At 60.5% G+C, this 24,349-nt stretch carries 23 protein-coding genes; 5 read left to right on the top strand and 18 right to left on the bottom strand.

Annotated features, from left to right (window positions below):
- Positions 1–4 precede the first annotated feature (4 nt).
- The 10 genes from AC097W_RS05865 to AC097W_RS05910 all read right to left on the bottom strand — a co-directional run bounded on the left by AC097W_RS05865 (position 5) and on the right by AC097W_RS05910 (position 10,798).
- Positions 5–685: a hypothetical protein gene (locus AC097W_RS05865; protein ID WP_479601520.1), complete on the bottom strand. Its 681-nt coding sequence runs from the start codon at positions 683–685 to the stop codon at positions 5–7.
- Positions 678–1,337, bottom strand: coding sequence for a hypothetical protein (locus tag AC097W_RS05870; protein ID WP_479601524.1), 660 nt, complete (start codon positions 1,335–1,337; stop codon positions 678–680). Before AC097W_RS05870 ends, AC097W_RS05865 begins: the two co-directional genes overlap by 8 nt.
- 109 nt (positions 1,338–1,446) lie before the next feature.
- Entirely contained in the window at positions 1,447–1,905 is a 459-nt protein-coding gene (locus tag AC097W_RS05875; RefSeq protein ID WP_479601528.1) for a putative toxin-antitoxin system toxin component, PIN family, read from the bottom strand.
- On the bottom strand, positions 1,902–2,222 hold the full coding sequence (locus tag AC097W_RS05880; protein ID WP_479601530.1) for an AbrB/MazE/SpoVT family DNA-binding domain-containing protein: 321 nt from the start codon (positions 2,220–2,222) through the stop codon (positions 1,902–1,904). Before AC097W_RS05880 ends, AC097W_RS05875 begins: the two co-directional genes overlap by 4 nt.
- Positions 2,223–2,348: 126 nt before the next feature.
- Complete coding sequence (locus tag AC097W_RS05885; RefSeq protein ID WP_479601533.1) at positions 2,349–2,759, bottom strand: PPC domain-containing DNA-binding protein; 411 nt, start codon at positions 2,757–2,759, stop codon at positions 2,349–2,351.
- 69 nt (positions 2,760–2,828) lie between these two features.
- On the bottom strand, positions 2,829–3,668 hold the full coding sequence (locus AC097W_RS05890; RefSeq protein WP_479601536.1) for a PIN domain-containing protein: 840 nt from the start codon (positions 3,666–3,668) through the stop codon (positions 2,829–2,831).
- A gap of 96 nt (positions 3,669–3,764) precedes the next feature.
- Complete coding sequence (locus AC097W_RS05895; protein ID WP_479601539.1) at positions 3,765–5,615, bottom strand: ATP-binding protein; 1,851 nt, start codon at positions 5,613–5,615, stop codon at positions 3,765–3,767.
- A 1-nt stretch (position 5,616) separates the two neighbouring features.
- On the bottom strand, positions 5,617–6,621 hold the full coding sequence (locus AC097W_RS05900) for a DUF3644 domain-containing protein (protein WP_479601540.1): 1,005 nt from the start codon (positions 6,619–6,621) through the stop codon (positions 5,617–5,619).
- Positions 6,618–7,994: a restriction endonuclease subunit S gene (locus AC097W_RS05905; RefSeq protein ID WP_479601543.1), complete on the bottom strand. Its 1,377-nt coding sequence runs from the start codon at positions 7,992–7,994 to the stop codon at positions 6,618–6,620. Before AC097W_RS05905 ends, AC097W_RS05900 begins: the two co-directional genes overlap by 4 nt.
- Positions 7,991–10,798, bottom strand: coding sequence for a type I restriction endonuclease subunit R (locus tag AC097W_RS05910; RefSeq protein ID WP_479601545.1), 2,808 nt, complete (start codon positions 10,796–10,798; stop codon positions 7,991–7,993). Before AC097W_RS05910 ends, AC097W_RS05905 begins: the two co-directional genes overlap by 4 nt.
- 213 nt (positions 10,799–11,011) lie before the next feature.
- Between AC097W_RS05910 and AC097W_RS05915 the strand changes: the two genes are divergently transcribed.
- On the top strand, positions 11,012–11,182 hold the full coding sequence (locus tag AC097W_RS05915) for a hypothetical protein (RefSeq protein WP_479601548.1): 171 nt from the start codon (positions 11,012–11,014) through the stop codon (positions 11,180–11,182).
- Positions 11,183–11,186: 4 nt separating this feature from the next.
- Here AC097W_RS05915 and AC097W_RS05920 read toward each other — a convergent pair whose 3' ends face one another.
- Positions 11,187–12,089: a diguanylate cyclase gene (locus tag AC097W_RS05920; protein WP_479601550.1), complete on the bottom strand. Its 903-nt coding sequence runs from the start codon at positions 12,087–12,089 to the stop codon at positions 11,187–11,189.
- A gap of 177 nt (positions 12,090–12,266) precedes the next feature.
- Here AC097W_RS05920 and AC097W_RS05925 point away from each other — a divergent pair, with 177 nt between their 5' ends.
- The 3 genes from AC097W_RS05925 to AC097W_RS05935 all read left to right on the top strand — a co-directional run bounded on the left by AC097W_RS05925 (position 12,267) and on the right by AC097W_RS05935 (position 15,632).
- Complete coding sequence (locus AC097W_RS05925) at positions 12,267–14,183, top strand: acyl-CoA synthetase (protein WP_479601552.1); 1,917 nt, start codon at positions 12,267–12,269, stop codon at positions 14,181–14,183.
- A 64-nt stretch (positions 14,184–14,247) separates the two neighbouring features.
- Positions 14,248–14,742 (top strand): nuclear transport factor 2 family protein, encoded by a 495-nt coding sequence (locus tag AC097W_RS05930; protein ID WP_479601554.1) that lies wholly within the window; start codon positions 14,248–14,250, stop codon positions 14,740–14,742.
- Positions 14,739–15,632, top strand: a complete 894-nt coding sequence (locus AC097W_RS05935; protein WP_479601556.1) for an alpha/beta fold hydrolase — start codon at positions 14,739–14,741, stop codon at positions 15,630–15,632. The genes AC097W_RS05930 and AC097W_RS05935 overlap by 4 nt, the downstream gene beginning before the upstream one ends.
- An 18-nt stretch (positions 15,633–15,650) precedes the next feature.
- On the opposite strand, the gene AC097W_RS05940 is transcribed toward AC097W_RS05935, so the two are convergent.
- The 3 genes from AC097W_RS05940 to argS form a co-directional block, all read right to left on the bottom strand.
- Complete coding sequence (locus AC097W_RS05940) at positions 15,651–16,304, bottom strand: thiol:disulfide interchange protein DsbA/DsbL (RefSeq protein WP_479602066.1); 654 nt, start codon at positions 16,302–16,304, stop codon at positions 15,651–15,653.
- An 88-nt stretch (positions 16,305–16,392) separates the two neighbouring features.
- Positions 16,393–17,016, bottom strand: a complete 624-nt coding sequence (locus AC097W_RS05945) for an SPOR domain-containing protein (protein WP_479601558.1) — start codon at positions 17,014–17,016, stop codon at positions 16,393–16,395.
- A gap of 23 nt (positions 17,017–17,039) precedes the next feature.
- A complete protein-coding gene (argS, locus tag AC097W_RS05950) occupies positions 17,040–18,737 on the bottom strand; it encodes an arginine--tRNA ligase (protein ID WP_479601561.1) in 1,698 nt (565 codons plus the stop codon).
- Positions 18,738–18,862: 125 nt separating this feature from the next.
- Between argS and AC097W_RS05955 the strand changes: the two genes are divergently transcribed.
- Positions 18,863–19,156, top strand: a complete 294-nt coding sequence (locus AC097W_RS05955; protein ID WP_479601564.1) for a PsiF family protein — start codon at positions 18,863–18,865, stop codon at positions 19,154–19,156.
- 21 nt (positions 19,157–19,177) lie between these two features.
- Here AC097W_RS05955 and ubiA read toward each other — a convergent pair whose 3' ends face one another.
- The 4 genes from ubiA to recG all read right to left on the bottom strand — a co-directional run bounded on the left by ubiA (position 19,178) and on the right by recG (position 24,235).
- Positions 19,178–20,032, bottom strand: coding sequence for a 4-hydroxybenzoate octaprenyltransferase (gene ubiA / locus AC097W_RS05960; RefSeq protein ID WP_479601567.1), 855 nt, complete (start codon positions 20,030–20,032; stop codon positions 19,178–19,180).
- Positions 20,033–20,100: 68 nt separating this feature from the next.
- Positions 20,101–21,057: a LysR substrate-binding domain-containing protein gene (locus AC097W_RS05965; protein ID WP_479601571.1), complete on the bottom strand. Its 957-nt coding sequence runs from the start codon at positions 21,055–21,057 to the stop codon at positions 20,101–20,103.
- A gap of 22 nt (positions 21,058–21,079) precedes the next feature.
- Positions 21,080–22,069, bottom strand: coding sequence for a hypothetical protein (locus tag AC097W_RS05970; RefSeq protein ID WP_479601574.1), 990 nt, complete (start codon positions 22,067–22,069; stop codon positions 21,080–21,082).
- 3 nt (positions 22,070–22,072) lie between these two features.
- Positions 22,073–24,235: an ATP-dependent DNA helicase RecG gene (gene recG / locus AC097W_RS05975; RefSeq protein WP_479601576.1), complete on the bottom strand. Its 2,163-nt coding sequence runs from the start codon at positions 24,233–24,235 to the stop codon at positions 22,073–22,075.
- Positions 24,236–24,349 lie beyond the last annotated feature (114 nt).

Raw genomic sequence — 24,349 nt, forward strand, 5'->3', positions numbered from 1 at the left:
TGTTCTATAGCTCGGAAATATGTGTAAACCGTTGCAATACCAGGCCGGTGCGTGTGCTTTGTGAAACGATGCCGGGCAGCACGTTGGTGAAATCCGTGTGCCGCAAGATGCCACTGAGCGTTTGCGCAACAAAGTCGCGCACATCAGGTGGGGCGGAGGTTAGCTCGCTGATCAACTCTTCGCGCCCGTCCACCACGGTGATGACGTCTTCCAAATCGTGGCTAAGGTAAACGTCGTTGTTACCCCGGTCTTTAAATGCCTCCAATTTGGTGGCCATAAAGTACGGTGCCGAAAGGTGCCTTAGCTGCAGGCCCGAAGGCAAAGTAGCCATAGCTGCCGCTTCAAAACCCGGCTTGTACCAGCGGTTGGCGAAACCCAGCACCCGCTCATCGAGCGGAACCAAGTCGAGCTGCATGCCATTCCAGTACCAGCGGAACGGCGGCGTATTGTCCGCCATGGTTTGCTTGAAGCCTTGCTCCATCAACTGCGCAGCCAACGCGTGGTAGCCCACCAATGAAGCCACTTCCACGATGGCGTCCACGTCCTCTGTGGCTCGTGCGTCCGCAACCAGCGTCTGTGTAATGAGTAGCCCAGTGGCACAGCCGCCCACAAACACCACTTGCTCCCGCAGCGCGCCCATCGCGTGAGCAATGGAGGTAAGCAATTCAATGTTCGGATTAGCCATGCATGGGCCTCTCGAGGGGTTTGGGGCCGTCTGGGTAAATCAACAGCGGCAGCCGCTTGAGCGCCATGCCGCGTTCACGCGCACGGCCTACACGCAAGGCATCAAACAAGGCCAGCATTTCGTACAACTTCGCATCTTGCATGGCTGCAAACGGCACGCTGGGGTGCAAAGGCTCCACACCCTGCCCCCGCACCGCCCCATTGGGATGCGGCCACACCCAATCGTCCGAACCCGGGGCAAACACACCCGCAAAAGCCGGCGCGCTGTGGCTGGTGGGCACCCCAACGGAGACAGGCAGCTTGTCCGCCGGGAAAGCATATTTGGCCCCGTGCACTGCAAACTCAGCCAAGTTACGACTATTCACGCGTACCGGGTTGTCGGCGTTGGTGGCCATCGCCGCCTTGGCCCGGCGGGGTCTGGCCTGCACGCGATACACAGCCACGGCCTCCTGCACTCCCGGCGCAGCCTCGGGCGGTGGAGCCAGCAAGGCGGTATCAACCAGCAGCCCCGCCTGCAACCCGCGCTTGATGCAGGCATGCGCCTCTGAGACGCTAATGCCCAGCTCCTGCGCCAGCCGTGCATACGTCCAGCGCTGCTCACCCCAAGCCACAAGCTTGAGGGCTACCAGGAAATCTTGTGGTTTGAGTTGCATTTACATTCAGTATTCGTGAATCGCGAATACTGAATGTAAATGAATTGCCTTGTAAAGGCAAGTTCTGAATGGAACAGGCCTCTAGCCCTCGTATTCATTGCGCAAGCAGCTATAACTTTTGCAGCAACCCCAAGGACAGCGGATGCCTGAACAAGGCATCCAAAGTCAAAATAGGGCAGCCACTGGCCTGCTCAAACTCTTCGGCAATGGCCAGCAGGTCCCTGTCGCCAGACACCAGCACTTGGGCTTTTCCCGCCACGGCGAGGTGCATAAAAGGCTCGTCGAGCACATCGCGGCACGCGGGCACCAGGGGTGGCGGTTGGGGGATGCGCACTGTCTGGGTGTAAGGCAGGTAGTCGGCTAGCAACTCATCCTGCTCCGCTTGGGACAGGCGAAACTTGGGGTAGGACAACACCCGCACCAGCTCTTGCACCGTGGCGGTGCTGGCCAATGGCAGCAGCGCACCCTTCTGCCAAGCGCGCCGCACCCGCCCTGCTGCCCCGCCGCCGAATACCAGCGCGGACAAAACCACGTTGGTATCCAGCACCACGCGCACAAGCGCGCTCATGCTTTGGACTGGGCCTTTTTGGCAGCCGCCTTCTTGGGCTTGGCAGGCTCTAACGCATACGCAGCCACCGGCTCGGCGGCCATGGCTGGTGCGGCTTGCGGCGCTCTGGCCCAGGCCACGGCGTCGGCCATGTCGGCATCTGTCAAATTCAGCTCCGCCAACTTGGCCCGCACCGCGTCACCGCGCTGAATGCGCACGGGCGTGAGGATGATCTGCCCTGCCCGGGCCTCTACATCAAAGTATTCCGTGGCACCCACGGCCTGCGTCACGCTCTTGGGCAGCGTGAGCTGGTTTTTGGAAGTGATTTTGGCGAGCATGGCATTTGGTGCAAAGTAAGGATTCCTTACTTTAGCCAAATACATGAACGCAGGCAAGTTATGAATGAAATTGGCCTCTAGCCCTCGTACTGATTGCGCGAGCAGCTATCAAACCAGTAGCAAAAGTCAGCCTCGCGCCCGGATTACCAGCTCGTCGTAGCCGGTTTGCACATCCGACTCGCGGGTGAACTGCCAGTCGGGCAGCAGGGCCAGCAGCACCTCGGCCGTGGTGAGCACGATGCAGCCCGGCGCCACATGCCCGCCCAGCACCTGCCCGGTGGCGGTGGAGATGGCCATGTGCATGTGGGAGACGGTTTTGTCGCCATCCACCGCCACCGTGCCCGAGAGGGTGAGGATCTCCATGCTCTCCGTCAGCCGCGTGGGCTGCGCCGCCCCCGCCAGGCGGATGCCCGCTGTGGACAGGCTACCGATGCCGGACAACACAAAGGCAGCGTGGCAGTTTTGGGCTTGGACTGCGGCTTCCAGGGCAGCGCGTAGATCTTGGCCGGGGGTGAGGCGGATAGGGAAAGTCTTCATAGATTCCATAGTAAATCAGCCTCTAGCCCTCGTGGAATGTCCGCAAGCAGCTATGAAAACAGAAGCAAGTTATTTGGGATAAGTCACCACTTTTCCCAGCACTTGCACCACACCCTTGTCTTGCAGTTTCTGCACCATGGCTTCGGCATCTGCACCCGTGCTGTTCTTGTCCAACATGGGCTTTAGCGCATTAAGAAGTGACTTGAGCTTAGCGGGCGCCTTGTCGCCCATTTTGGCCAGGCCCTTCGTAATGCGGTCGAGCAGCTTGGCTTCGGGTGTGGTTACAGGTTTTGGGGCGGACTTTGGTGGCTTTGCAGGCACCACTGCTTTCGCTGGCTTGGGCTTTGCGACTTTTTTTGCAGCTGCCTTTTTGGCGGGCGGCGCTTTCTTGGCTGCGGGTGCCTTTTTGGCAGCTACCGCTTTGACCGGTGTTTCGGGCTTGGGTGCAGCCTGCTTTGCCACCGCCTTTTTCACCACAGCTTTCTTGGCTACCGCCTTCTTGGCTGCCAGCGGCGGGGCCGCTTGCGCAGCGGGTTTCACTACAACTGCCTTTTTGACAGTGGGCGCCTTGTAGCCAACACGGCGGGCACGGAACTTGAGCATGCGGGCGTGCGCCAGCATGGGGTCGTAGCCGCGGTCGTTGGCTACCACCACCAGCTCGGCGTCCGGGTGCTTGGCCGCCACGTAGCCCAGATAGAACGCCACATGGAAGTCCAGCGCATTGGGCCCCTGGCCCGAGCGCGGCACCAGCGTGACCCGCTCATGGCTGGCAGCGAAAGCCTGCGCCTGCTTGGCCTGGTGCGGGCCATGGAACAGCCATACATCGGTAAACCCCGGCGCCAGTTTTGCCAACGCCTCCAGAGACGGCTGGACGTTTGCATAGTCCACCAAAGCGTGCAACTCTTTCATGCTCTTCCTCCCAGAAGAAATAGGGCTCTAGCCCCCGTAGTTATTGTGCAAGTAGCTATCAAAACAGAAGCAGATTTGAAGTCGAAATTTGCGACCTCAAACGACTATCACCTTGCGATACGCCTGATCAGGCCGATTCGGCACATCCGGGAAGCGCAGCTCCAGCAGCCCCTTCTTCACCATCCCGCCAAGAATGCGGCCCTGCAAGTTTTCCGCATCGCGGTTCAACAACGTGGCCAAATCCTTGGACGTGAGCCACCGGCTATCGCACAGGCGCATAACCAAAGCCTGCATTTCAGCCGCAGGCAGCTTTCCTTTGAGCCGGGCTGGTTCCGCCAATGACAGGAGTTCCGGGGGCAAATGAGGGGAGTTCGCCGTCAAATGAGGGGAGTCCCCGCCCAATTGGGGGGAGCTTTGAGGGAAGTTCTCCTCCAAATGAGGGGAGTCCTCGCCGGATTGGGGGGAGTCCTCCGCCACACGGTAGCTGGCCCAACGCCGCTGGTTTTGCTGCGTCAGCAGGCCATCGCGCACCAGGTTTTGCAACACGCCAGTAATGTCTTTGGAGTGCTCACCGGTGATTTCCTGCATGCGGCTGTTGGTAACACTGCCTTCCACCTGCGCCGTCACCACCGCCTGCACCGCTGTCTTGTCCAGCTTGGCAAACCGGTCGCCAAAGCGCAACCGCAGCGCCTGGTCCACCTCGTCGGGGATCAGGCTGACCATGGGCAGCACCAGCTTTACCCGGTCGGGCTGCAAAGATTCTTCCAGCCGGGGCGAGCGCCAGTGCTGCGCGCGCCAACCGGCGCGAATCTTGTCCATGCCCGAGCCCGCCTTGTCGCCGCCACCCATAAGCTGGAACAGCATCTGCAAACTCTTGTTGCGGCACTCACTTACGCCGCCTTGTAGCAACTGCACCCTTGATACCAGCAGCGAGCCGGGGTTGGACAACTCGATCCGATCCGGATAGCGCTCAATCACCACGCCACCCTGCCCGCGATGGTCCGCGTGCACCAGCGCATTGACCACCGCCTCGCGCAGCGCCTCATGCACGGCAGAATCGTCCTTGCGGTACAGCTCGCGGTCCAGTTGGAAAGGCATTTTCAAGTCGCCCGACAGGCGCTGCATCACCCGTAGATAAAACTGGAACAGGTTGTTTTCCCAAGTGCCATCGGGCACCACGCGGTCGGTCCAGCGCACGGCAGGGTCGTCGGACAGGCGCTCGCGGTAGTCCACATGAAAGGCCGGCAGTGCATCGCGCAAGGCTTCAAACCGGCCAAACATCAGCAAGCCCGCCACAGTAGCACCTTCAAAACCCGTGGCGCGGTCACGCCGCAAGGCGCTCAACTTGGTGAGCAGGGGCGCATCGTCCAACAGCAGCCACGGATGGTCTGGCGCGCGGGAGGCAAAGCGGTTGCGGTACTGCTTAACCGTCTCAGGGTCAAAGTCTGGCTGGCCAAAGCGCTCCACGATTTGTGAATCTGCTGGCGTGTCAGACTGGTCGGCCAGCATGCGGCGCACCTCGTCATCCGAGCAGCGGTAGTCGCCCTCTTCCGCACGGCGGTAGGTGCCCGTCATGGGGTTGGGCCCCACAAAAACCGGGCGCTGCAGCCGCGAGGCACGCGGCACATTCACCGCCACAAACTGGCGGCCCTCGTCTTCCACCGTGCGCACATCGTCATCGCGCAGCAGATTGGCGCTGACCTTGTGCCGGTCATTCAACTGGCCCCACAGCACGTTGCGCAACTGCGCGGCATCGGGCACGCCCTCCCACACCAGGCCGGTGGGCTTTTCGGCCACGCCCAACACGATGGTGCCGCCCTGGGTGTTGGCCATGGCGGAATAGGACTCCCAAAAACTGCCAGGCATGCCACCGCGCGCCGACTTGAATTCGGTGTCGATGCCCTCGGTGCTGGACTGCAGGGCGGAGAAGAGGTCAAGCTGGCGCATGTTATTTCTTCAATGATTTCTTTGCCGTTTCACGAGCTTTGACGAAAAAGTCCGGATCTTGCTTCACACGCTCAAACATCCAATCCACAAAGGCTTGGCTGTATTGCGCTGGTGAACCAGCAACTTTCCCTTGATAAAACCACTCTGCTCGCTTTCTAACGCCATGAACTTTATTAACACATTGGATGTCATGCGTATTTGCGGTAGCAGCGCCACCAAGGGCAGTCGTCAGAGCAGCCAACAACTCCTTTTGACGGTGAGGATGGCTAACACTGGGGTCTTTTGCAACTTGTACGACCGTGGCAGACGTGCCCTTTTCGCCGGTGCTGAGGACAATATCTGCGTCACCAGGTTTCTTCGTCAGAACCAGCTTGTATTCCACGCCGATTGAAAACTCCGGCGATCGCTGTAGCGTAGTGAACTCGGCTTGAATCTTCTTCTGCATTTGAGCAAGGTATGCCGCCACATCTTTACCAAGGCGGCGCTTCACAGCAGGACTACCCAAATCAAAACTGCCAGGTGACAGGTCGTACACGATCGTCATCATCCCAACTGTGACTCGATCAGAAAGTGATATTCCAAACCATTCGTTCAATTTCTTGTGATAGTTGATCACGCAAGCCTGAAACAACAGAAGCACATCGTTTGGCACCTCGCTGATGACGAAATGCATTGCTTCATCACGAAGATCTGCCACTACCTCAAGGTTTCTGCGAAGTGCTTCTTTCTCATTGGGAACCACCTTGATCAAGGCATCACGCAAAGAAATGGTGCGCTTGGGCTCCCCGCGCTTAGTCTTGTAATAGATCGCGTCCCGAGAAGTCTGCACATCCAATACCCGAGCTTTCAGAAGCAACTCCCATGCATTGCAGATGAGGTGTGTGAAGCTCTCAACACGATATTTGATTGACAACCTATTAATGGTTTCAAGGGCAAGCACATACGCATCGACACTCTTTTCGACCAGTTGGCCCTTTAGTCCCGAGCGCCCCTTGCGACCTTTCATCTTCGATCTCCAGAAAAAGCCTTTGCCAGCGTCGCCTGCCGCAGCGCCTGCGCGCGCTGGAGGTTGGCGTCGACCTCGGCTTCGACTTCGCGGATGATGGACAGGTGGCGATCGACTTCGGCGACGATACGCACCTGTTCCGCGAGTGGCGTAACAGGGATAGGCATTGGACGCACGTCGCCAATATTTACTCCCTTGACAGCAACGCCTCGGGCAACCTGTTTGAAATAGCGTTGCGCATCCTCCGACCGGAGAAACGCTGCAACAAATCCAGCGTTGTATTCATGACTCACGGCGATACGCGCGGTATCTTGCGTGATGTTGCCGCCATCCAGCAGAGGCGGCACAACCGCGACACGGCCATAGGTCCCGCGGATTGACAAAAGGATATCGCCAGTCCTCAAAGAAGCGCGTGCATATTGGGCAGCAATCTCACGTGACGTCCTATGCAATGCGTTCAAATCAATCGAATCGCCGCGCATGTCACGAACTTTGACAAAAAGCACCCCGTCTTCCAAGTTCTCTTTAGGCATAAGAATGCCGTAACAAATAACCCGATTTGCATCAGTTATTGTTTCCAGAGTAGTACTCGACCAACCCTCCGGCAAAGGAAAATTAACGCCGCCAGCTGCATTCACCGGGTCTGCATACTTGCCGCGCCCTTTCCACGATCCACGCCGCTCCTCAAGAATCCGATGCAAAAGCTGCTCGCCGGTTTCGTAGGTGCGACCTTCGCGGCGGGCCAGGGTGGCTTCGGTTTCTACGAGGCGGCCTTCGACGGCGGCTTTGAGGACGGAGGCTTTGTAGCGTTTGAGGTTGGCTTTGACCCGCTGGAGGTTGGCGACGGCTTCGTCGAGGCGGGAGAACTGTTTTTCGAGTTCGGCGACGATTTCGCGCTGCTCATCCAGCGGCGCCAGCGGGAAACGTGCCTGCTGAAACTTGCCTTTGTTGACGATTGGGATGGTGGTCGCCGACGACTCGCCATACAGCCATGGCTTCAACGTCTGCGCGTAATAGAAACCGAACTCGGGAACCACGTTCTCGTTGAACACCACGGCATTTATCTGTTGATTGAACGCCACGGGAACTTTGGCAATGCCGGTCTTGCCTAGGTTGCCAATGCAGGAAACGAGCACTGCTCCAGCTGGAACTACGCGAGCCTTTCCCATTGCTTGGGGCGCGAGGCCACTTGGAGCGGAGCGGATGCCACGATCTACAAGCTCTGTGGGTTTGACGAAGGGAATTGCGTCGCCATAGTTATCGGAATCGGCTGTCGGCGGAGTATTTCCAGTGATTACTTTGCCAACATCTGCAAGCGTCACCCATTTCCAAGCCGACCGCGAACGCGCGGGCGCTGCAACGGTTTCACTCACGCCGCCAACTCCCGATTCAGTTCCTCAATCACCTTGGGCAGTTCCGCGCCAAAGAGCTGGTGCACCTTGCCCAGGCCGCCTTGGGCGTTGAAGGGGGCGTATTCAAAGTCGTCTATTTCAATGCCGAGGTTGGCGGCGATGTGGTCGCGGATCATTTCTAGCCAGTGTTGTTGTTCTTGGGTGAACGGGTTGTTGTCTGTCTGCTGGTGCTGGGCCAGCCAGGCCTTGAAGTTGGCCTGCACGCGCTCGGGGTAGGGCACCAGTTCGTTGGTCTGCTGCATGGCAAAGCGCACCAGGCTGACCAGGTCGGTGAGCAGGCGGCGCTGCGTGGCGCCTTTGACCTTGTCTTTGCGCAGGGTGGCATAGGCCTGCCACAGGGCGGTCTCAAAGATGTTCAGCGGAGGGGCGTGCAGGGCATCGGCCAAGGCTTGCACGTCTGCAAACTTGAGCGGCGCGCGCGTGGGGCGGCTGTACAAAATTTGCAGGGCGGTGATTTCGTCTTTGTGCTGGGCGATGAACTGCTCAAAGCTTTGCACCAGCGTGGTGGCCCTGTCGCTGCCTTCGCTAAAGCCGGCGTGCAGCAGGCTATCTTGGGTGACCACGTCGATCACCAGGTCTGCCTTCTGCTTCATTTTTAATAGCTGCTCGCGCAATGCTGGCGAGGCGAAGGGCCGGGTTGCCTCGCTTAACAGCCCTTCGACAAGCCCAGGGCGAGCGGCATTGTCGGGAAAAAGATCGGTGGCATCGTTCGCTACGTTCAGCGCGGCCACCAAGCCACGGGCCAGGTCACGCAGGGTTTTGCCGCCACTCAGTTCGATCACCTTGGCTTGGTCGGCATCGCTGGCGTCGCGGTCCAGCCGGGCCAACCTGGCGGCAATGCTGCTCAGCACGTCGTCTTCCACATTGCCCAGGCTCACGGCTTGCAGCAGTTTGTCCAGGGGCACACTCTTCTTCTGGTCCATGGGGCGGCTGTCGGTTTTGTCGCGCTCGCACACGCCCACGGCGTCGACGATGACAAAGTGGTCTTTTTTGACGCCCTCCCCCGGGTTGACGGCCGCCAGGTCGGTGGAGTTGCAGATGCGCACGCCCCGGCCTTTCATCTGCTCAAAGAAGCTGCGGCTTTTGACGCTGCGCATGAAGGCAACGATTTCCACTGGCTTGATGTCGGTGCCGGTGGCGATCATGTCCACGGTGACGGCCACGCGGGGGTAGTAGCTGGTGCGGAAGTCTTTAATGAGTTGCTCGGGGCTGGTGCCTCCACCCTGGGCACTGCGGTAGGTGATCTTTTGCGCGAACTCGTTACCCCGGCCAAACTCTTCGCGCAATATCTCCACAATCTTTTCGGCGTGGTTGTCGTCTTTGGCAAAGACCAAGGTCTTGGGCAGCTCTTGCCGCTGGGGGAAGAGGTCTGCCTGCCAGTTGTCGCGCAGTGTGCGCACCACGGTGCGGATTTGGTCGGGCGTTTGCACGGCGCGGTCTAGCTCGGCGGGGTCGTATTCAAAGTCTTCGTCCAGCTGCCAGGCGGTTTTGCGGCGGGTGGCTTTGTCTTGCGTTTCCAGCCAGTAGCCTTTGTCGACCTTGGCACCGGCCTCGGTGATCTCGGTTTTGATGCGGTACACGTCGTAGTTCACGTTCACGCCATCGGCCACGGCCTGGGCGTGGTCGTATTCCATCACCAGGTTTTGGTTAAAGAAGCCAAAGGTTTGTTTGTTGGGCGTGGCGGTCAGGCCAATGAGATACGCGTCAAAGTACTCCAGCACCTGGCGCCACAGGTTGTAGATGCTGCGGTGGGCCTCGTCCGTCACCACGATGTCAAAGCTCTCGATGGGGATGGCCGGGTTGTAGCCAATGGGCTCGGGGTCTTTGAACAGGGTTTCGATTTTTTCGGTGGATTCTTCGTCAGCCTCTTCAGCCAGCTCGCGCCCCTTGAGCATGCTGAACATGCGCTGGATGGTGCAGATGACCACGCGGGCGCTGGTGTCGAGCTGGTTGCCCTGCAGGTGCTGGACGATGTATTCCTCGCCAAACTTGTAGGCGTTGTAGGGGCTGGCGTAGGCGTCAAACTCTTTTTTGGTTTGGCGGGCCAGGTTGCCACGGTCCACCAAAAACAGCACGCGGCGCGCGCCGCCAAACTTGATGAGTCGGTAAATGAAGCCAATGCTGGTAAAGGTTTTGCCGCTGCCGGTGGCCATTTGGATGAGGGCCTTGGGTTTGTTGGCGGCCAGGCTTTTCTCCAGGTTGGTGATGGCGCTGATTTGGGCGGGCCACAGCGCATAGTGGGCGCCGCCGCTGCCCCATTCCGTCACCAACTTGGGCATGCTGCGCATGCGGGCCAAAAAAGTGCCTGCGGCTTCCTGTGCGGTATTGGAAGCCGCTGCGGTCGGCAAATACGCCAGCCACTGCACCAGCAGCTCGGGGCGGAAGAAGGCGAAAACACCTCGGGCACGCGGCTCGGGGTCCAGGCCGTTGGTGAAATGGGTTTCTACCCCCGTGGATTCCCACAGAAAGGGCATGGGCCTGCGCCATGCGGGCAAGGTGGCGGGCAGGCCCTGGGCGTAGCGGCCCGACTGCACTTCGACGCCGGTCAAAGTAGCTCCCTCTTTTTTGGCCTCGATCACGCCGCAGGCTTTGCCGTTGACATACAGCAGGTAGTCGGCAAAGCCAAAGCCGTTGTTCAGGGGGAATTCGCGGATGGCCACGCCCACAGCCGCATGGATATTCGCATCCGACACGCCGCAGACGTGCCAGCCCGCCTGCACAAGCAGTGCGTCGATGCTGACTCTGGCTTTTTGCTCTGGCGTCAATGGCTTCTCCCTGCGCAGCATTCTAGGTTACAAGCCAAATTCGCCCTGAGCCCCCGTGGAATATGCGCCAGCAGCTATGTTTGTTATAGCAAGTTACAGGATTCTGAGCGCCAGGAATGCGCTAACCGGTGGCTGCCAGCGCGGTCGTAAGCTGCTGTGGTGATTGCGCTTATGGCCTAATAGCGGTTTTCCACTCTACAGCCGAGAAATTTCATGGGCAATCAAATCGTTACCGAAGCAGACCGCAAAGCCACTCCCGCACCCAAGCCAATGCCCGGCGTGGCGTTGACCACCGGTGGTCGCGGCCAAAAGGTGAGCCTTGAGCGCGGCACATCGACCCGCAGCAAGAAGAACCCCGGCAAGCGCTCCAAAAAAGGCGGTTAATCGCTTAGTTGGGCGGAATCGGGGCTTGCTCATAGCGGTCCCGCCCGCTCTGCTTGCCATGCAGCAGTGCTGCATCGGCCCGGCTGACCGCTGACACCAACGTGTCCGTTGGGCTCACCGGTGTCACACCGGCGGTCACCGTCATGGACAACTTGGCGCCACCGCCCATCAGCATGGGATGCGAGCGCACCTCGTCCAGAATACGCTGCACCACTGCCTCGGCTTCATGCCCGAGCAGCAGAAACAAAAACTCCTCACCTCCGTAGCGCACACCGATGTCGTTGTCGCGCAGGCAGCCTGTCATCAGTTTGGACAGGTGCTGCAAGGCTTTGTCGCCTACCGGATGGCCCCAGGTGTCGTTAACCACTTTGAAGTGATCCACGTCCACCATCGCCAGGTGCAGGGGAACAGACTGGCGGGCGGCGTCTTTCTGGCGAATCTGGAACGCATAGTCCAGCCCATTGCGCAGTGGAAGTCCGGTCAGCGCATCCATTTGCAAAACGGATTCGGCCACGCGCTGGCGCAAAACGTTCAGGCAATCAACCATGGTGGTCTGCGCCGCTTCATAGGTCTGCAAGTCTTCCACCCGGGCAGGCAGGCCGCGCGATGCCTGCTCGCAAAGCATCCGAACGGCATCGTGCATGGCACGATGGTGGTGCTCAACGTCACGGGTTGTCTTCGGGTCAAAACCGGTCAATGTGGCTCTTTCTGCCACGAGCCATTTCCCGAATTGGCAATGCTGGTGGGCCTCCAGATGCAATATGTCGTCGCCCGGCGGATCGCGCAGCAGGGCACACCGCAGGAGGCGCTGGTTCCAGGCCAGGTGGTCCTGAATGCCACGGTCAATTCCGGCAAGCAGTTTTTTGAACTGGTCCTGCTGTGTCGCTAACTGGTTTACAAGGTCCATGAAACTTCCTTCGCCGCCAGTTTAGTTAGCTAAAAGGAATGCGCAAGCGGATCCCGTCACGAAACACGCAGATTGGTCTTGCTAACCTAAACCGGCTCGCAGAGTCGCTGATTTGACTGGCGTTCTGCACGCATGCGGATCAAATCCGTCGTCTCGACCCGCCCAAACCTGAACACCATGACACCTGCATCCACTTTTCCCGTGCAATCCGAGCAGGACATTGAGCGCCTTGAGCAGATACCGCTGCGAGAGGCGATTCCCAGCAACAGCACCTATGAGCTGATCAGCCGCTCGGCGCGCGCCCGCCCGGACCACCCGGCACTGACCTTTCTGCACACCGGCAACCCCGACGACACACCCACCCGGTGGAGCTACCGCACCTTGCTGGAGGGCATCCACCAGACTGCCAACCTGTTGCACACGCTGGGCATGCGCCATCAGGACGTGGTGGCGGTGATGCTGCCGGGCGGGCTGGCCTACCACCTGGCCTTGTGGGGAGGCGAGGCGGCAGGCATTGTCCAGCCGCTGAACCCCATGTTGAGCGACGACAAGCTGCTGTCGCTACTGCGTGCCAGCGGCGCGCGTGTGCTCATGGCACATGGTGCAGAAGACGACAGCGGCATGCTGGCCAAGGCGATGCGTCTGAAGGCGGCATTGCCGCAACTGAGCACCGTGCTGCTGGTCAGCCCCGATGGCCAGGCGCTGCGCCATGACGGACCACTGCCCGACGGCGTATGGGACTTTCACGCCATGCGCGCCAGTCAACCCGATGACCGACTGGTGAGCCAGCGGAGCTTTGCTGCCACCGACATTGCCGCCTACTTTCACACCGGGGGTACCACGGGTGCGCCCAAGCTGGCGCGGCACAGCCATGCGGCCCAGGTGTTCACCGCGTGGGCGAATGCCGCGATGCAGGGCTTCACGCCCGACGATGTTCTGATCAACGGCTACCCACTGTTCCATGTAGCGGGGGTGTTGCCCGGCTCACTGTGTTCACTGGCGGTGGGCATGGAAACCGTCATTCCTACCGCATCGCTGTTTCGCAACCGGGAGGTCATCCAGAACTACTGGCGACTGGTCGAAAAATACAAAAGCACGCTGGTGTCTGGCGTGCCGACTGCGCTGGCCGCGTTGGCTGCAGTGCCGCTGAACGGTGCAGATATATCCACCGTGCGTTCGGTTCGCACCGGCGCTGCACCCTTGCCGCCAGAGTTGGCCGCCCGCTTCAAACGCCAGTTTGGCCTGCAAATCAATGAGAGTCTGGGTATGACGGAGATGGCGGGCTTGTCCACCGTCGCACCCCCAGGAGGGAATGCACCGGCTGGCTGCGTCGGCTGGCGGCTGCCCTACACACAAATCCGCATTGTGGCACTGGACGCCAATGGCGCACCAACGAATAAGGACCAAGGCATTGGGGAGAGCGGCATGGTGCTGTTCAAGTCGCCCAACCTGTTTTCAGGCTACCTGGACGCGCAAGAGACCGCCCGCACGTTCACGCCCGACGGCTGGCTGATCAGTGGCGACCTGGGCTGGCAGGATGCGCAGGGGCGCTTGCACCTGTCGGGCCGGGCCAAGGACCTGATCATCCGCGGCGGCCACAACATCGACCCCAAGGTCATTGAGGACGCACTGGGTGCGCACCCTGCGGTAGACCTGTGTGCCGCAGTGGGGGCACCCGACGCCTATGCGGGTGAGCTGCCAGTGGCGTTTGCGTCGTTGCGCCCGGGTGCCACAGCCACCGAGGCAGAGCTTTTGGCATTCACCGCTGAACGGGTGGATGAAGCACCTGCCCAGCCCAAATCCATCACCATTTTGGCGCACATGCCGGTGACCAATGTGGGCAAAATTTACAAGCCAGAGCTGCGCACCATGGCCACTGCAGCGGTGGTGCGGACGATGGTGAACCAGGTATGCGATGGCCTGGCAATTGCCAAGGAGGCTCGCCCTGAAGTGCTTGCTGTGGCGGACACCCCCGTGCGCGTGATGCTCGACCTGCAGCGTCAGGGTGCGTCGCTGGCAGCTTTGGAAAAACAACTCTTGCCACTGCTGTCCGCGCTGCCCGCTCAGGTTCTGGTGGAGCATGCGGTCACCTAGCGCCGGCGGTGTACGATTTCGGGTAACGCGCCCGTTCCGAAGGGCGCGAAAAGAGGTTATGCACATGCATCCGAATGAACAGACTCTTGCGCGGCTTTACACCGCATTCGCCAAGCTGGACGCTGACGCGATGGCCCTGTGCTACGCCGATGACGCGACCTTTGACGACGAGGCTTTTTCACTGCGCGGCAAGCGGGAGGTCATGGGCATGTGGCGCATGCTGACGGACGCAACGCGGGCCAAAGGTCTGAGCGACTGGGACCTGCAATTCAGCGACATTCATGCGGATGCCGCCACCGGTCAGGCGCACTGGGATGCACACTACCGCTTCAGTACCACTGGGCGCCAAGTGCTTAACCGCATTGATGCGCGATTTACCTTCAATAGTCAGGGCCTGATCCAGACCCACCGCGACCGCTTCAATTTCTGGGCGTGGTCACGCCAGGCACTGGGCATGCCAGGATTGCTGCTTGGCTGGACCCCGTTCTTGCGTAACAAAGTGCGGCAAACCGCGGGCGCCAATCTGAAGAAATATCTGACTGCGCGAGGGGGCGTATGAGCTGGTTCGAGGGCTTTGAAACACGCAGGCTGTCCGTCAATGGCGTCGACAGTTTCATCCGCTTTGGGGGCAACCGCAATAAGCCAGCGCTGGTGCTGTTGCACGGGTTTCCGCAAACCCAGGTGATGTGGCACCGGGTTGCGCAACAGCTGCGCGACGACTACTTTTTGGTAATGCCTGACCTGCGAGGCTATGGTGATTCGTCTCACGCACCCGGCTTGCCCGACCACAGCAACTACAGCAAGCGCGCAATGGCCTCTGATGTGGTTGCGGTGACCCAGGCGCTGGGCCTTGACGCATTTTTTCTGTGTGGCCATGACCGGGGCGGCCGGGTCGCGCACCGACTGGCGGTTGACCACCCACAGCGGGTCAAGAAACTCTGCGTGATTGACATTGCGCCGACGCTCGACATGTACGCCCGAACCGACATGGATTTTGCGCGCGCCTACTACCATTGGTTTCACCTGATTCAACCCAGTCCGTTGCCCGAGAACATGATTGGCGGCAACGCAATGGCGTACCTGCACAACAAGCTGGGGGGCTGGGGAACGGGTGGCATGGCGCACATTGAACCGCAAGCCCTGGCCGAATACGAGCGCTGCTTCTGCACGCCTGAAGCCATCCACACGGTCTGTGAAGACTACCGCGCCAGCGCAGGCATTGACCTGGAGCACGACCGCGAAAGCCGTGCACGCGGTGACAAGATTGCCTGCGACACGCTGGTGCTGTGGGGCGACCGGGGCGTGGTGCAGCGCATGTTCAAGCCGGTTGCGCTATGGCAGGCGCAATGCGCAGGCACCGTGACCGGAGAGGCCGTGCCCGCCGGTCACTTCATTCCAGAGGAGCTACCTGAATTGACGGCCACTGCGCTGCGCACTTTCATGCGCTGACACGGCATGGCAGAGCGGCTAGCGTCCGGCGCGGGCGTCTGCCACCAGCGAATCCACCACCTGCAGGGCGCGCTCCATGCTTTTGGCAATGGAGCCGTCGGTGTAAAACCGGCCGGCTACGCCCAATGCGGGTACGCCTTCCACCTTGTAGGCGTTTTGCAACTGGGCTGCGCGCGTGGCCTTCGTAGCGACAGAGAACGAGTTGAACTGCTCGGTGAACTTGGCCTTGTCCACGCCTTGTTTGCCGACCCATTCAATGATCGCATCGGCCTTGGCGAGGTTCAGCTTTTCAACATGGATGGCCGCAAACACTTTGGTATGCAGCTTGTCGACGAGGCCCATGGCCTCCAAGGTGTAATACAGGCGTTGTTGCGGCACAAAGCTGTCCTGAAAGGACACGGGAGCCCGTCGGAACGCCACGTCTTTGGGAAGCTTTTTGACCCATGCGTCCAGCGTAGGCTCAAACACGTTGCAATGGGGGCAGCTGTACCAGAAAAACTCCACCACTTCAATCTTGCCCGCTGGTGCTTCAACCGGCGCACGGGGGTCAAGAACCTGGTAATCGGTACCGGCCTGAGGCTTCTTGGCCTGCGCGTGGGCCAGGGGCGAAAGCAAGGCGGTGGAGGCTAGTGCAACGCCTGCAGCAGCCTGGGAAAACTCACGACGTTTCATGTTCATGCAAAACTACTCCAAATGTTTTTCTGTGACTGTTGCGCGCGGAAGAAAGTTCCCGCGTGATGCCTGTACCCCGCGATCTGCGTTAGCGCTGCACACGCACCAGGGAGGTTTCCAATCCGGCCTTCGCCAGTTTTTCCTTGGTGCGCTCGGCCTCATCCTTATTGCTGATAGGCCCCACCCGCACGCGGAAAACCGTACGCCCGGATTGCTCGCGTTCCGAAATTTTGGTCTCTATCCCGCTGAGCGACAGCTTGGCGCGCTGGCTCTCGGCATCTTCAGCCGTCCGGTAAGCCCCCAGTTGCACGAAGTACAGAAACGGCTCAGCGTCGGCCGCGGCTGACTTGGCCTTGGCCAGATCACCCAGCGGGTCAGCTGACACCGCCGGTTTGGACTCGGCTTTTGCCGCCGCTTTGGAATCGGCCTTGGTCGGCGGAGTCACGGCTGGCGCGGCGGGTGTAACTGCCACATCTGGCACGGCAGGTGGCGCTGCCTTGACCGGGTTTTTGCCATACAAGGGCGCATTCGGATCCCAGTCTTTGTTCTTCTTGGCCTCCGCTTCGTCCTTGTCCGCAGAGCGGCTTTGCCCTTTGTTCATGAATGGCACCGGAACCTTGGTGATGTAAACCGCCACGGCCAGGGCCATTGCCAGTCCGACCACTACCCCAATAATGAAACCCAAAAAGGTCCCGCCACGCTGCTGCTTCATGCGCTGCTTTCTTGATTGATTGATTACATTTTTTGCGGGGCACCAACGCCCAGCACGGCCAGACCATTGTGCAACACCTGCGCAGTCGCAGCGACCAGCGCCAGGCGGGCCAGCTTGACCGTTTCGTCGTCCACCAGAATCCGCTCGGCGTCGTAGTAGCTGTGATAGCAAGCGGCCAGTTCGCGCAGATAGAAGGTCACATCATGTGGTGCAAAGTCAACCGCTGCCGCGGTGAGCATTTCAGGGTATTTGGCCAGCAGCAGCATGAGCGCCTGCGCCTGTGGGCTTTGCAGGGGCGACAGATCCACCTGCAGCAACGCAGTGGCATCGCCACCCCACGCGGCCAGCACCGAGCAAATTCGCGCGTGCGCGTATTGCACGTAGTACACCGGGTTGTCGTTGTTTTTGGCGACCGCCAGATCCACGTCAAACGTGTATTCCGTGTCAGGCTTTCGGCTGAGCAGGAAGAAACGCACAGCGTCCTTGCTGGTCCACTCGATCAAATCGCGCAGGGTCACGTAGCTGCCGGCACGTTTGGAAATTTTGACCTCTTCCCCACCCCGAACGACACGCACCATGGTGTGCAACACGTAGTCCGGGAAGCCTTGCGGAATGCCCAGCCCCACCGCCTGCAACCCGGCACGCACGCGGGAAATGGTGCCATGGTGGTCCGTGCCCTGAATGTTCACCACCTTGTGAAAGCCACGCTCCCACTTGGTGATGTGGTACGCCACATCAGGCACGAAGTAGGTGTAGGTGCCATCGCCTTTGCGCATGACGCGGTCCTTGTCGTCGCCGTATTCGGTCGACTTGAGCCACAAAGCGCCATCCAGCTCGTAGGTCTTGCCGGCGTCGTGCAGCTTTTTCACCACGTCATCAACCTTGCCGCTGAGATAAAGACTCGATTCCAGGTAATAGTTGTCAAATTGGACGGAAAACGCTTTCAGGTCCAAATCCTGCTCGTGGCGCAGGTAGGCCACAGCGAACAGGCGGATGTCGTCCAACGCGTCCACATCGCCCGAAGCAGTGAACTCACGGTCGTCTGATTTGACCGTCTTCCTGGCCAAAAAGTCGGCGGCAATGTCGGCAATGTAGTCGCCGTTGTAAAAGCCTTTGCTCAGCGGATTTTCCGGGTCGATGGGCCAGCAGTCGTCACCCGGTTTGAAGCCTCGGGCCCGCAGCTGGGTGCTGGTAGCCAGTGTGTTGATTTGCACGCCGGCGTCGTTGTAATAAAACTCGCGACACACCTCCCAGCCCTGCGTCTGGAACAGGCTGCAAATGGCATCGCCCAAAGCCGCCTGACGGCCATGGCCCACGTGCAGCGGGCCGGTGGGATTGGCAGAGACAAACTCCACCATCAGGCGCTGGCCACTGGTGGGACGCGACCCAAACTGTACCCCCTGCCCCAGGACCTCACGCACCACCTGTTGCTTGCTTTCCGGCTTCAGGCGAATATTGATGAAGCCCGGGCCTGCAATCTCCACAGACTCCACCCAGCGCTGGAATGCGCCCTGGGCCATTAAATCGGCACACAGGTTTTCGGCCAATTGGCGTGGGTTGAGCTTGAGCGGCTTGGCCAGTTGCATGGCGGCGGTGGTCGCCAGATCACCGTGGGCGGCGACCTTGGGCGACTCAAAGGCCGCTTTGGCGCCCGCACCGGGTGACAGTTTTTCGAGGGAAGCGCTCAGGGCTTCAAGGAGTTCGTTTTTTACAGACAGCATGCAGGGATTTTACGGGGCGCAGGGGCCGGTCATCCAGATTGTCATTTGGGGCGTTGTGTGTTTGAATTCCATGGGGATTTTTCCGCAACGGCGGCTTGACTGCCACACACTTGATAGGACAACCGATGAAAAAACTGTTTACCTTGCTGGCTTTGGGTCTCTCGCTGTCGTTGGGTGCTGCGCACGCTGCAGATGCGCCCGCTGCAAAAACAGCACAACAATCCAAGATGACGACTTGCAACAAAGATGCCACCGGCAAAACCGGTGACGAGCGCAAAGCCTTCATGAAGGAATGCCTGAGCGCCAAGACAGCCGCTCCGGAAACACAACAAGGCAAGATGAAAACCTGCAATGTCGATGCCAAAGGCATGAAGGGTGACGAGCGCAAGAAATTCATGAGCGAGTGCCTGAAGAAGTAAGCATTCAGTGCGGCGCTCAGGCTACCGCCACAGCGCCGCCACAATACCCGCAAACAAAGCAAACCCGACCCAGTGATTCACCCGAAAGGCTTTGAAGCACCCCTCGCGCGACCGGGTCCGAATCAGCCAGCCGTGCCACACCACCTGTGCACCCGCAGCCGCCACACCCAGCCACCACCAAGGGGCGTGAACCAGTGGCGCAACCACCGCGCTCCACACCAGTAAATACGTACCGTAAAACGCCAGCACCGCCGGCACATCCCAACGGCCCAGCGTAATGGCCGAGGTCTTCATGCCAATGCGCAGGTCGTCGTCCCTGTCCACCATGGCATATTCAGTGTCGTAGGCCAGCACCCAGAACAGGTTGCCCACCAGCAAGACCCACGCCTGTAGTGGAACATGCCCCCCCACAGCTGCATAGGCCATGGGTATGCCAAAACTGAATGCAACACCCAGCACGGCCTGGGGCATGGAGACAAAGCGTTTGGCATAGGGGTAGATCAGCGTAACCGCCAAGGCGGCAAACGACCAGGCTACCGTCGCCGCATTGGTGGTCAGCACCAGTGCAAAGGCCACCAGCGCCAGCACAGCGCCGAACAACAGCGCCTCGCGGGCCGACACGGCGCCCCGGGTGACCGGCCGCTGGGCCGTTCGCTTGACGTGCTTGTCAAACTCGCGATCGGCCACGTCGTTGATACAGCAACCCGCACTGCGCATGAGGATGGTGCCCAGCGTGAACACCGCCACCAAATGCCAGCCAGGGAAGCCGCCTGCGGCCAACCAGAGCGCGCTCAGGGTCGGCCACAGCAACAGCAGCCAGCCCGCCGGGCGATTCCAGCGGATGAGATCAAGATAAAGGGTTAATTTAGGCGGCACGAAACGCTATGATTTCAGTAGCTGCTAACGCTATAGGCACGGGGCCTGGCGGCAGATTTAGTATCAATTTACGACAGCCGGTCCACGCCGGGCAATTCGCAGGCATAGATCGCATTGCGCAGCGCTGCGATCGCTTCGTAGCGGGTGAAACTGCGGCGCCAGACCAGTACGACACGGCGGGAGGGCGGCTCACCGCCAGGCCCGTCCTCCACCGGCAAGTATTTCACCAGGGAATCCGCCTTGCGCCGCGTCTTGGTCGCCAGGGCATCCGCAGGGACACTCAGTCGCGGCACCAGGGTAATGCCCATTCCGGCCGCCACCATGTGCTTGATCGTCTCCAGCGACGATCCTTCAAAGCTCTTGCGAATGCCTTCGGTGTCGCTGGAAAAACGGGCGAACTCGGGACACACTTCGAGCACGTGGTCGCGAAAACAATGCCCGTTGCCCAGCAGCATGGTTTCTTTTTTGAGCGCTTCGGTGGTCACACTGGTGCGCGCCGCCAGCGGATGTTGCATGGGCACGGCAGCCAAAAAGGGCTCGTCGTACAGCGGCGCCGAGGCCAGACCCGTGTCGGGAAAGGGTTCCGCGAGGATGGCGCAATCAATCTCGCCGGTGCGCAGCATTTCCATCAGCTTGACGGTGAAGTTCTCCTGCAGGATCAGCGGCATCTGCGGCGTTCGCTTGATTACCTGGCGCACCAGGTCGGGCAAAAGGTAGGGGGCAATGGTGTAGATGACGCCAAGCTTCAACGGCCCGGCCAGCGGGTCCTTTCCGCGCTTGGCAAGATCCTTGATGCTGGCGGCCTGCTCCAGCACGCTTTGGGCCTGGCGCACGATTTCCTCACCCAGCGGGGTGACTGTGACCTCGTTGGCGCTGCGCTCGAAGAGTTTGACGTCCAGCTCCTCTTCGAGCTTCTTCACCGCCACCGACAAGGTGGGTTGCGACACATAGCAGGCCTCGGCTGCCTTGCCAAAGTGCCGCTCACGCGCCACGGCGACGATGTATTTGAGTTCGGTCAGTGTCATGCCAGTGCCTTCAAGGTAAGCGTCATGTTATCGCGGCGGCCAGCCGTTTGATCCAGACCAGCCGGTCTTGCGCGGGCGCCCCCAGGAGGATGCGAAACGCCACCAATTGCGGGGACTCGGGCGTCCAGGACTCATCCCGAACGGCCACTTCCAGCTCGGTGCTGAGCGCATTCAAACGGCCCCCCTTGAGGCTGCCGTGAAAGGTGCGCCGCCCCCCGTGCAGGGTAACCTGACCGGCCGGATCCAGGTCAACAAACCATTCAATCTGTCCGCGCGCGTCGATGCTGACCTTTGAGAATGCGCCGGTAAAGCCCGCGGCCTGGCGCCACAGGGCAATCTGTTTCGCCGCCCGGGCTTCGCGTTCAGCCTCGCTGAGGACCACAGCCGGGTCGTCCAACCCCAGAGCAGCATTTGCCGCTGCCGCTGCCGCCCTGGCTTCGTCTTCCGCACGTTGGCGCTTGTCCTGAACGTCAGCAGCCAGCCGACACTCGACCTTGGCAATCCAGTCGTGCATGCCGTTGGCAAAGCCTGCAAATTCCCGGGCGATCGGGTCGGGCACATGGTCCAGCCGCAATTCTGAGCGCTCGGAAGCCGCGTGGCCTCTTGCCTGCTGGGTCAGCTCGTCGGAGGTTTTGAAATAGACCGTGCTGAAACCCGTCTCTTTTGGTTTTTCCTCGCCCCCGACCGCACCCAGAGTACGAAAAACTTCCATTCGCAAACCTACTGCATCGAACGTGACCGTCTGCGCACCCGTTTGCACCTGCTCATCGCCTCCAGTCAGAGGCTGACGCACGTAATGGCCGCCCTTGGTCTGCACCACCAGTTGCTTGGCGCTTGTGCGTGACTCCACCGAAAAACGGTGCGATTGAAACCGCAATCCGCCAGGCACGCTGCTGACACTGGTACGCAGCAGGTACGCCTGGTACTCAATAAACAGGTACACGCTCCCACCCACCGCACAGGCGCCTGCCAAGCTCCACCACAACAGTGGAAAAAATCCCGTCATCGCCATGCATCAAGCCTTTAAATATTCTGATTTTGTGCCCAGCCAGCGCTGCACGTGCTTTTCAGCCAGCGTGGGGTGGTGATCCAGCATCATGGGCGCCTCTTTGCGCGCCCACTCCAGCAATTCGGTGTCGGTCGCCAGATCGGCAAAACGCAACATGGCTTCACCGCTTTGGCGAGCGCCTAAAAACTCACCGGGGCCACGTATTTCCAGGTCGCGCCGGGCAATCTCAAAGCCGTCATTGGTTTCCACCATGGCCCGCAAACGCTCGCGCGCCGTCTCGCTCAGGCGCGGTGCATCACCCGTGGAATACAGCAACACGCAGGCCGATGCCGCAGCGCCCCGCCCCACCCGGCCGCGCAACTGGTGCAGCTGGCTCAGGCCGAAGCGCTCGGCGTGCTCGATCACCATCAATGAGGCGTTGGGCACGTCCACGCCCACCTCAATCACCGTGGTGCTCACCAGCACCGCCAGGTGGCCTTGCACAAAGGCGGCCATAACAGCCTTCTTTTCATCGGGCGGCATGCGCGAATGCAGCAGGCCCACTTGCGCTTTTTCACCGTTGGCCATGGTCACATCATGCACGGCATCGCTGAGTTCGCCATGCGTCTGGGTGGCATTGGTCAGGTCCAGCGCTTCGCTTTCTTCAATCAGCGGGCACACCCAGTACACCTGCCGGCCCTGGGCGATCTGGGCGCGAATGCGCTCCACCACCTCGTCGCGCCGCGCCTCGTTCACCACCTTGGTGACGATGGGTGTGCGCCCGGGCGGCAGTTCGTCCAGGGTCGATACATCCAGATCGGCGTAGTAGCTCATGGCCAGCGTCCGCGGAATCGGCGTGGCCGTCATCATCAGCAAATGCGGCTCCATGCCCTCGTGGCGCAGCTTGCTGCGCAGGGCCAGGCGCTGCGCGACGCCAAAGCGATGCTGCTCGTCAATGATGGCCAGCGCCAGATTGTGAAAATGCACCTTCTCCTGAATGATGGCGTGCGTGCCCACCACCAGCTTGGCCTCGCCGCTCTCGATCAGCGCCAGCATGGTGCGCCGGTCTTTGGCTTTTTGCGTGCCCGTGAGCCAGGCGGTGGTGATGCCCAGCGGCTCCAGCCAGCCCAGCAACTTGCGAAAATGCTGCTCGGCCAGAATTTCGGTCGGCGCCATCAGGGCGCACTGCCAGCCCGCGTCCATGCAGATGGCGGCGGCCAGTGCGGCCACCACCGTTTTGCCGGCGCCCACGTCGCCCTGCAGCAGGCGGTGCATGGGAATGTGGCGGGCCATGTCATTGGCAATCTCGGCGCCCACGCGGCGCTGCGCGGCGGTCAGGCCAAACGGCAAGGCCGCCAGCAGGCGGTTGTGCAGCGAACTTTTGGGCTCGGGGAACGCCATCTTGAGCACTGGGGCGCGCAGCGCGGCACGCGCCCGGCGCGACATCAGCTGCGAGAGTTGCTGTGCCAGCAGCTCCTCGGCCTTCAGGCGCTGCCAGGCCGGGTGGCTGTGGTCTTGCAAGGTGTCCAGCGACACATCAGGCGTAGGGTGATGTAAAAATGATAGCGCCTGGCGCAGTGTCCATAGGGGGTGCGAGCCAATTCCATTACCAAGCTGGCTCAAATCGCCTGGCGCAAAGGTATCCGACAGCTCGGCCTGCGCCAGGCCCGCCAAGACGGCCTTGCGCAAGTAAGGCTGGGCCAGACCGGCCACGGTGGGGTAAATGGGCGTGAGCGCGGTAGGCAGGTCACCCCCGGCGGTACGGAAACTGGGGTGCAGCATGGTCCAGCCCAGAAAGCCGCCTTTGGCCTCACCCCGGGCCCGAATCCGGTTGCCCACGGCCAGCGCTTTTTGCTGCGAGGGGTAGAAACTGAAGAACCGCAGGGTGCAGGTGTCGGTGCCGTCGTTCACCGTCACGATGAGCTGGCGCCGGGGGCGAAAGCTCACCTCGCACGCGGTCACTACGGCTTCAATCTGTATGGTGTCGCCCTCGCGGGCATCGCCCAGCCGGGTGATGCGGGTTTCGTCCTCGTAGCGCAGAGGCAAGTGCAGGGCCAGATCAATGTCACGCTTGAGGCCCAGTTTCTCCATCGCCTTTTGCGCCGGGCTCTTGGGCGCAGGCGTAGCCGCAGGAACTGCAGCGGCTTTGGCCGGGGCTTGGGCGTGTGACGGGGCGGACGGCGTGGGCATCAGGTGATTTTGCCCGTAGTTGGGCCACGCAACTGCTCGCCCTTGGGGTTTGGGCCGACAACCGATTTGCGGTAACCGTATGAGGGCGTCGGCCCAAGCCCCAAGGGCAGGCCA

The organism is Rhodoferax sp. GT1R46 (genome assembly GCF_056521285.1).